Origin of the sequence: Paractinoplanes maris, assembly GCF_023544465.1 — a bacterium.
Classification (GTDB): domain Bacteria; phylum Actinomycetota; class Actinomycetes; order Mycobacteriales; family Micromonosporaceae; genus Actinoplanes; species Actinoplanes maris.
The window spans coordinates 78,011-86,943 of sequence record NZ_JALPVL010000021.1; the positions used below are offsets into that span (position 1 = coordinate 78,011).

At 69.6% G+C, this 8,933-nt stretch carries 9 protein-coding genes; 4 read left to right on the forward strand and 5 right to left on the reverse strand.

Translation table 11 applies throughout. The features are described 5' to 3' along the window. Positions 1–47: 47 nt before the first annotated feature. A complete protein-coding gene (locus NAG42_RS44740) occupies positions 48–1,457 on the reverse strand; it encodes an LLM class flavin-dependent oxidoreductase (protein WP_308201260.1) in 1,410 nt (469 codons plus the stop codon). A gap of 265 nt (positions 1,458–1,722) precedes the next feature. Here NAG42_RS44740 and NAG42_RS43420 point away from each other — a divergent pair, with 265 nt between their 5' ends. After that, the gene (locus tag NAG42_RS43420) at positions 1,723–3,360 is read left to right on the forward strand and encodes a PAS domain S-box protein (protein ID WP_250038399.1); all 1,638 of its coding nucleotides are present in this window, start codon (positions 1,723–1,725) and stop codon (positions 3,358–3,360) included. Here NAG42_RS43420 and NAG42_RS43425 read toward each other — a convergent pair. The 3 genes from NAG42_RS43425 to NAG42_RS43435 form a co-directional block, all read right to left on the reverse strand. Continuing rightward, complete coding sequence (locus NAG42_RS43425; RefSeq protein ID WP_250038400.1) at positions 3,354–4,334, reverse strand: phosphotransferase family protein; 981 nt, start codon at positions 4,332–4,334, stop codon at positions 3,354–3,356. The two genes, NAG42_RS43420 and NAG42_RS43425, sit on opposite strands and share 7 nt — an antisense overlap. Before the next feature lie 65 nt (positions 4,335–4,399). Then, a complete protein-coding gene (locus tag NAG42_RS43430) occupies positions 4,400–5,086 on the reverse strand; it encodes a Type 1 glutamine amidotransferase-like domain-containing protein (protein ID WP_250038401.1) in 687 nt (228 codons plus the stop codon). A gap of 74 nt (positions 5,087–5,160) precedes the next feature. Next, a complete protein-coding gene (locus NAG42_RS43435; protein ID WP_250038402.1) occupies positions 5,161–5,895 on the reverse strand; it encodes a hypothetical protein in 735 nt (244 codons plus the stop codon). A gap of 139 nt (positions 5,896–6,034) precedes the next feature. Here NAG42_RS43435 and NAG42_RS43440 point away from each other — a divergent pair, with 139 nt between their 5' ends. Both NAG42_RS43440 and NAG42_RS43445 read left to right on the forward strand, forming a co-directional pair. Then, the gene (locus NAG42_RS43440) at positions 6,035–6,556 is read left to right on the forward strand and encodes a SigE family RNA polymerase sigma factor (RefSeq protein ID WP_250038403.1); all 522 of its coding nucleotides are present in this window, start codon (positions 6,035–6,037) and stop codon (positions 6,554–6,556) included. A 10-nt stretch (positions 6,557–6,566) separates the two neighbouring features. Beyond that, positions 6,567–7,832 (forward strand): rod shape-determining protein MreC, encoded by a 1,266-nt coding sequence (locus tag NAG42_RS43445; protein WP_250038405.1) that lies wholly within the window; start codon positions 6,567–6,569, stop codon positions 7,830–7,832. On the opposite strand, the gene NAG42_RS43450 is transcribed toward NAG42_RS43445, so the two are convergent. Further along, complete coding sequence (locus tag NAG42_RS43450; protein WP_250038406.1) at positions 7,813–8,310, reverse strand: SRPBCC family protein; 498 nt, start codon at positions 8,308–8,310, stop codon at positions 7,813–7,815. The two genes, NAG42_RS43445 and NAG42_RS43450, sit on opposite strands and share 20 nt — an antisense overlap. 250 nt (positions 8,311–8,560) lie before the next feature. Here NAG42_RS43450 and NAG42_RS45270 point away from each other — a divergent pair, with 250 nt between their 5' ends. Further along, entirely contained in the window at positions 8,561–8,806 is a 246-nt protein-coding gene (locus NAG42_RS45270) for an SMI1/KNR4 family protein (protein WP_250038407.1), read from the forward strand. The last annotated feature ends 127 nt before the right edge of the window (positions 8,807–8,933 follow it).

The window sequence follows — 8,933 nt, forward strand, 5'->3', positions numbered from 1 at the left end:
CGGTAATCCGCCGGGATGCGACTGTCGCGCCGAGCGGTCCCGAGGGGTCACCCGGCAGTGAGCGGTGCCGGCGGATCGGAAGAACGGCAGTGAGCGGCGGTGCGGGCGGCGTCGTGCGGCGTGGCGGCGGCGAGGATGCCGGTGTGCAGGCCGGCCGGGGTGCCCGTACCGGTGTCCGGAAGCGCCGGGCGGTCGGCGACGGTGAGGTCGGCACGGACCCGGGCCGCGAAGTCGGCCGGCACGGCGAACTTGTCCTCGATCAGGGTGAGCAGCTCGCCGACCTTGTAGTCGCCCCACGGCACGACCACGGTGAGCGGCACGAAGACGCCCAGCCGCAGGCAGCCCAGCGCGTACCGGTCGACGTCGGCGCCGGTGATCCCGGCCGGCGCGCGGAAGTCGGTCTCGTCGGCGATCCGGATCAGCGTGGGACCGACCACCGACGTGTAGCCGCTCAGCGCGTAGCTCTGGATCTGCAGATAGAACGACTCGTCGAGCACCAATTCGGCGCCGGGCTCGTCGATCTGTCCCTCGTAGCCGACGACCGTGGCCGCGCCGGCATCACCGGGCTCGCCCGGCACGAAAAGCACGGTGCCGGCCTTGGCCAGCCCGCAGTCCACGACGGCGGGCAGGTGCGCGGCGTCGTCCAGCACGATCCGGGTGGTCGCGTCGGCGGCGCCGGGACCGGCGGTGGCCCACAGCATCAGGTGGCGCCTGTTCGACATCACGATCTCTTCCTGGCTCATCGCAGCCGGTCGGCGGCGTGGAGCGCGGTCAGCAGCAGCGACCCGGTCCGGTTGCCGGTCGGGTTGCGCCAGGGCCACCGGCACCATCGCGGTCAGCCGGGGCACCGGCCGGCCCGCGGCGGCGGCACCCTCGCGCAGCGCCGGCAGGACCGTCCGGCGCAGGTAGCGGGCCGGGGTGAGCCAGGTGACGGCCACGTCGGCGACCTCACCGGCCAGGCGTGCCATCGCCGGCCGCAGCACGCCCAGCCCCAGTTCCACGGTGGGTGCGGGGTGGGCCGGCAGCGCGGCGTGGCAGGAGACGTAGCGGCCGTCCAGGTCGACGACCTCGCCGGCGAGCAGTCCCCGGACCGCGGTCAGGTACTCCCGGGCGGCGGTGAGCGGGCTGCCGTACGGCCGGCCGAGCAGCGCCCGCTGCAGCGAGGTCGCGCCCGGGCCGAAGCCCGCGACCACCGGCTGCCCGGTGGTCAACGCCAGCGACCGGGCCTGCATGGCCGCCTCGTACGGGTGCCGCAGCGGCATCAGGGTGACGCCCAGCCCGGTCGGCACCCGGAACCCGGCGCCGGTCGCATGGGCGAAACCCTGATGCGCCTCGGTCAGCAGGGACTGACCCTGCCACAGCCGGGCGGCCGGGGTGTGCCAGACCAGCGCCGCGAACGGCAGCACCTGCTCCGGCCGGTGCGGCAGGAACGGGATGAGCACGGAGTACGCGGTCACGGATCTCTCCCTTCGGGCATGCGGCGGCCGCCGGTCACCCGGCTGGTCTCGGTTGATTCCGGCGGCGTTGTCCGCCCCGGTGACTCCATGGTGGGTCGCCCCGGCGCCGTCGCACACCCACGATCACTGTCAGCAAGCTGCATGACATCAACTACTCCCGGGCGCCGCCCGGCCCGTCCGAGGGCTCCGCGGTGGCTGCTCACGACCGGTGATCCAGTGGCAGGCGACATGGACACACAGCGACGCGCGCTGGTACTAGTGGGACGTGCTGAGGGCCATCGAATGGATTGTGCTGGGAGTCGGTAGCGCGGCCGCCATCGTCTACGGCGTCCGTCGTCACCGGCCCGCCCGGATCGGACCCTGGCTGCTGCTCGCCGGCGCCATCCTGGCGAGCGCCGCCGGTGACGTGTTGACCGCGTTGAACCGGGCCGGCGTGGCCAATGTCTGCTTCTACGTCATGTTTGTGCTGGTCGCCTGTGGCCTGCTCCAGCTGACCCGGGTCGGTGCGATCCTCGTCGACCGGGCCCGGCTCATCGACCTGCTCGCGCTCGCGTGCTCGACGCTGCTGGTGGTCTGGGTGTTCGTCGTCGGCGACGCCGGCCAGATCGGGAACATCTCCGGGGCGTACGTGATCGGGGCCTTGCTGCTGCTCGCGGTGGTCGCCCGGGTGCTGGTCGCCGTCGGCCCGAACGTCTCGGCCGCGCTGCTGGTCGTCGGGGCGGTGGGTGTCCTGGTCAGTGACATCGCGCAGCCGCTGTGGCCGGGACGGCTGAGCGAGTCCGGGTTCGTGGTGCTCTACCTGGCCTGGGGCGCCGCCGGGCTGCACCCGTCGATGGCCAGGCTCACCGAGCCCGCGGTGCCGCGTCCGAGCCCGTGGCGCGTGCGCTGGGCCGCGCTGCTGGGCATCTCCGTCGCCACCCCGCCGGTCGTTCTGCTCATCGAGGCGATCAACGGCACGGTCGGCGACGGCGTGGTGATCGCCGTGGCCGGTGCGATCACCCTTCTCCTGACCATCACCCGGCTGACCGACTCGGTGACCCTCAACGGTCAGGCCCTGACCCGGGAGCGCGGCCTGCGGCAGGCGAGCGCCGCGCTGGTCGCCGCGGCCGACACCACGGCCGTGGACGAGGCCGTCCGAGCCGCGATCGCCGAGCTCATGCCGCCGGACGCCATCCGCAGCACCGTCTTCGCCGTCGACGACCGCCAGCTCGCCCTCGAGGCGGTGCCCGACCTCGGGTCCGGCCCACCACCGCGAAGTTGGTGGATCGAGGACGCGGATGATGACTGCGCCACACTGGTCTGCCCGCTCTGGCTGGAACCGCTGGCCGTCGCCCGGCCCAACGGCGGTGCCCTGGTCCTGGTGGGTCGCCGGGAAACTCTGACCGTCACCCGCGACACCCTCGAGGTGCTGGCCGGTCAGGCGGCGCTCGCACTGGATCGCATCTCGCTGGTCGAGGCGGTCGGCCGCCGCGACAGTGACCTCTACCTGCGCGCGGTGATCCGGAACAGCGCCGACATCATGGCGGTGATCGACGAGGACCAGCGCATCCGGTACGCCAGTCCCTCGCTGCGCCGGCTGCTCGGCACCGATGATCTTCCGCCGCTGGCCACCCTGGACGACCTGGTCCATCCGGACGACCGCCAACAGCTGAGCCGGGCTTTCGGCGGCTCGGGCGACGGTGTGGTGTTCTGCTCGCTGGTGCGGGCCGACAAGAGCCAGGTGCTGGTCGAGGTCACGTACCGCGATCTGCGCGAGGACCGCCTGGTCCAGGGCTTCGTCGTGACGATGCGGGATTTCCCCCAGGGCCATGAGCCGGATGAGCAGCTGCGCCATGGCGACAACCTGGACGATCTACCGGCCCGGGTGAACCGGCGCAGCTCTCGACACAAGTTCCGCTACTGAGCCGCCGGAAGGATCTGCAGGAGATCGTCCGGGCTCGTGACGATGCGGCGCAGCCGGCGCCAGGGTCCACTGCCGGGTGATCGGTCGGCGTCGTCGAGGAACAGCTCCCGCACCGCGTTCGCGAGTTGACAGAGCCAGAGACGGCGTACGAGATCGGGCCCGGCGACCATCGCCGGGTAGCTTTCCGCGAGCCATCCGATCACCTCGCGCACCTCGATGAGGGTCAGTCCGGTGACGTCCTCCCGGAGATAGGGCTCGATCTCCAGGTCGGGCGGGCCGAGCCGGACCCACTCGAAGTCCAGCACCGCCGTCAGCCGCCCGTCCTTCCAGAGCGCGTTCCCTAGGTGCGCGTCGCCGTGCACGCAGGCGAACGGGCCGGCGGCGGCCAGGGGGTCGGCGTCGGCGAGTTTGTGGAAGCGGGCCGCCACCTGGTCGATGAGCGCGGTGTCGGCGGCGCCGTCGCGCCTCGCTATCGCCAGCAGGGCCTGAGCACGCCGCACCGGCAGAAGCGTGATGTCGGCGCCGACGAGCGCCGACGTCGACATCTCGCCGACCGGGCGCGGTGCAGCCAGAGCCGCGACGACGTCGGCCGGGAACCGGTGTGCGTGCAGTGCGGCCAGCGCGGCCCCGATCTGGTTCACCGCATCGTGTTGTTCCGCGCGGGACAGGTCACGCCAGACCGTCGAGAGGGGAGCGCCGTCAACCAGCCGGGTCACCTGCCAGGAAAGCTCACCGTCGGAACCGCTGTCGAGCACTTCCGGGTAGGGCACTCCCGCGGGAAGTGCACACGTCACCGCCGCTTCGCGGGTGAAGCGCTCGCGGTCGCCTCGCCAGCAGATGCGCACGACGACCGGGCCGATGCGCCACACGTCGTTGGAATCGCTCGGCAGCAGCACGGGCACCGCCGCGGCCGGCAACCGCACTGCCTGCGATACCCGGGCGAGCCGGGCCCGCGTCGCCTCGTCGATACGCATGGAACTGGCCTACCCGCCTCCCGCGGCAAGGTCAATCGAGTTGGCCACCGCCGGGGTCGTACCGGTCAGGGGTTGATCAGTTTCCAGTCGCCCTCGGAGATGACCTCAACGGTGCCGTCGACCGCCTTGATGGCGGTGTTGTCGTCGATGGCGTAAGTCGGGACGGGGATCCCGGACGCCCATTTCTGAATGTTGGACAGCGCGGTGTCCTCCATGCCCGGATCATTGAGGTGGGGGTACAGCGTGAAATCGACCAGCCCCAGCGCCCGGTCGGCGCCCTGCGCCATGTCGCTGCCGTCGGGGACGAATTGAAGGTCGAATTCCGCGTCGCAGTTGTACGGGGTGACCGCGATGCTCCCGGCGCTGACCCCGACATAGACCGTGTCGGTCAACGAGGGCAGGAGGTCAGCCAGACCCGACTGGCGCAGCCAATAGGTCAGATACAGCACGTCGCCGCCCCAGACGAGGAGGGCGTCGGCCGCCCGGACCGCCGGGACCCAGTTCTCCGGTCGAATGGTCGGCAGCGCGGTGAGCTCCAGCATTCCCAGCGATTTCCAGCCCAGCCCGCACAGCGGGATCGAAGCCTGGCCGTGAACCGCCTTCCACGCACTCTCACTGCCGCCGGGGAAAGGGTAGACACCGGTGGGGACGAACAGGGCCGTGGACTCGGCGATCGGCTTGCCCAGCAGGTCGACGAGCGCGTCGGAGATGCTCGGGTTACGGATGCCCGACGACGTGAGAAGGAACTTCATGACTCCACTCTCCTGAGGCCGCCACCTGGCGGCGATCATGTTGTCCGTCGGCTTTTGACACCGCTCGTGAGCGGTCAGCCGAGTTGGTTCGCGGTGGTGCGGAGGACATGCCAGCACAGTGCGCTCAGTGTCGCGGTGGCGATCACCGCGGCGAGCAGGATCGGCCAGGCCCGCCAGAGGCGCTGGACGGTGGCCAGCCACAGGAGAACGGCGAGCGGCACGATGATCTCGATGAGGTCCGCGACGCCCACGCCGCGGACAAAGACAACGTCCGGAGCACCGATCATCCGGAGGAGCCAGGACGGCGCCGCGGTGATGTCCTGCCAGCCCTGGCCGGACAGCAACCCACAGGCGGCCCCCGCGGCCAGCGCCGCGCTTCGCACCGGCGCGGTACGCGTGATCTGGCCGAGCAGGCCCATGATCGGTCCGGCGACCACCGATATCAGCAGCCAAGCCAGGGTCGTGACCGCCAGCGAACGCAACGCGTACCCGTCCGCCGATGATCCGTCGACCAGCGTGCCGCCGCTCCATCGGCGGCTGACCACGAGGATCAACAGGTAATAGACCACCGTGGCCGCCACGAGCAGCGTGGTCGCACCGATCACCGCGGTCCGGCGGCTTGTGGCTGTCCATCCGGCCACCAACGCGGCCGTGCCCCAGGCGACGCCGCTGCTGACCACCGCGGTCGCGACCAGCCCGGCGAGGCCGTCGAGGGCGTCGACCGCGAACGCCAGCAGACCGAGCAGAGCCGCGGCCACCACGACCGCCACGACGCGACGTGCGGGACGCCGCACACCAATGTCGACCATGCTCCTCCCTCCCCCGGAGCCGGCATCGGCACCGTTGTCCCACTGATCCGCACATGAAGTTTCGGGTGACGGCAACCTTTGCTCGGTGCCAACGCGTATGTAGCACTCGTGGGATGGAGATCAAGGGTGCGGGGGGCTGATGCGCGATCGCGATGATGAGGAGGTGACAGCCTTCGTCCGGGCGAGATATGGGTCGTTGCTGCGAACGGCTTACCTGTTGTGCGGAGATCAGGGTAAGGCTGAGGATCTCGTCCAGACAACGTTGGCCAAGACTGTTGTGGCCTGGCCGCGGCTGCAGCGCTCGGGAGGCATCGAGCATTACGTACGGCGGGTTCTGTTCAACACATTCGTGAGCAGCCGGCGGCGCCGCTCCTGGTGGGAGCAGCCCCTGGGCCGGTTGGTCGAGGGCCGGACACGAGACGAGTACGTGACGGTGGAGCAGCGCGATTGGCTACGGCGGGCGCTCGACGGATTGTCAGCACGCCAGCGTGCCGCGGTCGTCCTGCGCTTCTACGAGGATCTGTCGGAACAGGACACGGCTGAGGCTCTGGGCTGCTCGGTGGGGACGGTCAAAAGCCTCACTTCCCGGGGCCTCCAAGCCTTGCGTACGCGCTGGATGGAGCCCGACGCCGCGGCTGAACACGAGGTGCGATATGCCTGATCCCACCGAGTTGCGCGATGGCCTGATCAAGCTCGCCGAGCCGGTCGGTCCCGCCGAAGGCTACGAGCTTCGCATTCTGCGGCGTGCCCGCCGGCTGCGTGCCCGGCGCCGGATCGCCGGTGCGGCGGGGGCCGCGATATGCCTGGCGATTCTGGTATCAGTCTTCCGGCTGGTCGCGGTCGGCCCGGCTCCGCACCTGGTGGCAGTGCCTCCGGACGGCGCCCTTCTGGGCTGGTCCGCTGCGGGCGACGTGAATGCCGACCTGGTGCGAGAGGCAACCGAGGTCTGGGATCGTACCGGCTCCGCGGGTCCCCACACCGCCATCCGGCCCCTGGTCGCGGCGCATGACCGTCTCCTGGCGTCCGTCGTCGTGCTCCAGGGCTACGACGAGCACAAGGCAGCACGACTGGCGTTCTTCACCAGCGACACGACCGCCGCGAACGCCTTGCGACTGCGCGCCGACCGACCGATGCCCGATCCGACCACGACCCAGGTGGTCAGTCTGGTCAGCCCTCGGTTGACCGGACCGGCCGGTGTGGCCGGTGATGCCTTCTGGGACACCTACGCCATTGCCGTCGCCATGCCGGGCGTCACCGCGCTGGAGATGTCGACCACCACGGTCGATGAAGAACTCAAGCAGGACCCGGTCACGGCCAACGGGCGTTTCGTCGTCCGGGCGCTCCCCTCCGCGACCGCCGAGACCACAACTGTCACCGGCTTCATCAAGTCGTCGAAGGTGCTCGCTCAGTGGAAGAGAGTGTTCGCCGTGCCCGGTGACGGCGGCGCAGCCGGTGACGCCCAAGGCGTACGCGGAGCAGTCGTCAGTCGCAGTGGTCAGCAGATCGTGGTAGCGCTCCGCGAGGACGGGGCAGTGCGTCCGGGCCAGCTCGCGGTCGTCGCGGAAGGCCTGGTCGGACGGGTGACAACGATCGACCGCGCTCGCCGCGAGGCCACGATCGGCTTGATCACCGGTGCGGCCTTCGCCGGCCAGGCCTACACCAACATCAGTAACGTGCCCGGTTCTGTACGGGGTACCGGCGAGAAGCTGCTCATGGAGCACATCCCAGCCGGAGAGAAAATGGACGTCTACGAGGGCAACCGGGTCCTGGTGGCGGACCCGTCGCAGCAGGGCGACCAGATCGGCGCCATCACCATCGGGCGGGCCGCCGTCACCAAACCCGCCGATACGGACACCGTGGAACTGATACCAACGGCCAACCTCACGGATCTCCGCGAAGTATCCATCATGACGCCCTTCAAGAGCGCCGCTCGCTGACCCGGACGTCCTTACCGTGCTCGGCGAACGCCTTGAAGTCCTGCATGTGTTGTAGCGACTGCTTGCGGAAGGCGCCGGTCATCAAGGGCGCCGCCAGCCGCATCGGCAAGCTGCTGAACCGGTACTCGTTCTCGCTCGCCCAGAGCGTCGTCTCGGGGCCGGTCTCGGTGAAGCGGTCGCGCGTGGCGCTCCACATGCCACTGCCGACGATCTCGCGGTCGAAATGGACGACGTCCTGCGTGGCGATGCTCTGCAGGTCCACCGGTTCCCGGCGCGTGATCGTCTCGGTGCACTCGATCTTCTGCTGCCCCATGTGCATCACCACTCGTGACTTGGTGCCGACGTGCCCGTGCACCCCGCTCAGCGGTTCGTGCAGCACCAGGCCTCGCAGCCACTTCGGCAGGTGTGCCGGGTCGGCGAGCAGCTGGACGACCCTCTCCCGCGGCAGGGCGATCTCCATCGAGACGGTGTACTTCATGAGGGAGCGCTCCAGTTCTCGAGTGAACTGGAGGCATGATATCAGCTTCGCCTTATATAAGTCGCTGCAAAATCACGATGCCTGGCGAACTGCCATCGGTCGCCGGGCAGCGTCAGCCGGCTCGTGCTTGATCCGCTCAGGAGCGGGTCGGGCCCAGCGGTGCCTCACCGTCGCCGGCGGCGGAGGGTGCGAGTCGAGGCTCGCTCTCCTTCACCACGCGGTAGAGATCCTTGTTGCTGACAACAGGGTCGTGGTCGACCATCTACTTCATTTCGAGGATGCGCCGTTCGTCAGCAACATCGTCGCCGCCGTATTCCCTCTGCTTGATGTGCTGGACGAGGGAATCATCCCGTTCGCCGCCGATGTGGGCGGCGACTTCTTCTGCTTCGACCACCGCGCTGACGGCGATCATCCATCCGTCTTCTGGAGCGTGGACTGGGGGGTTGTGCCGCTCGCGCCGAGCTTCGCCGACTTCCTGAAGATGCTGCGTGACTAGTAGGACTTTGTTAGGTGGGGACGGGCTGGTGGCAGTGTGGGCAGAAGCCGAGCCAGGTGGCGAGTTGGTATTGCAGGTGCCGGAGGACGGCGTAGAGGCTCAGGGCTGCCCTGCTGCTTTTGGGTCG

Coding starts and splice junctions, on each gene's coding strand:
- NAG42_RS43430 (WP_250038401.1), bottom strand. CDS start 5,086: ATGAAGTTCCTTCTCACGTCGTCGGGCATCCGTAACCCGAGCATCTCC.
- NAG42_RS43450 (WP_250038406.1), bottom strand. CDS start 8,310: ATGAAGTACACCGTCTCGATGGAGATCGCCCTGCCGCGGGAGAGGGTC.
- NAG42_RS43425 (WP_250038400.1), bottom strand. CDS start 4,334: ATGCGTATCGACGAGGCGACGCGGGCCCGGCTCGCCCGGGTATCGCAG.
- NAG42_RS43435 (WP_250038402.1), bottom strand. CDS start 5,895: ATGGTCGACATTGGTGTGCGGCGTCCCGCACGTCGCGTCGTGGCGGTC.
- NAG42_RS43440 (WP_250038403.1), top strand. CDS start 6,035: ATGCGCGATCGCGATGATGAGGAGGTGACAGCCTTCGTCCGGGCGAGA.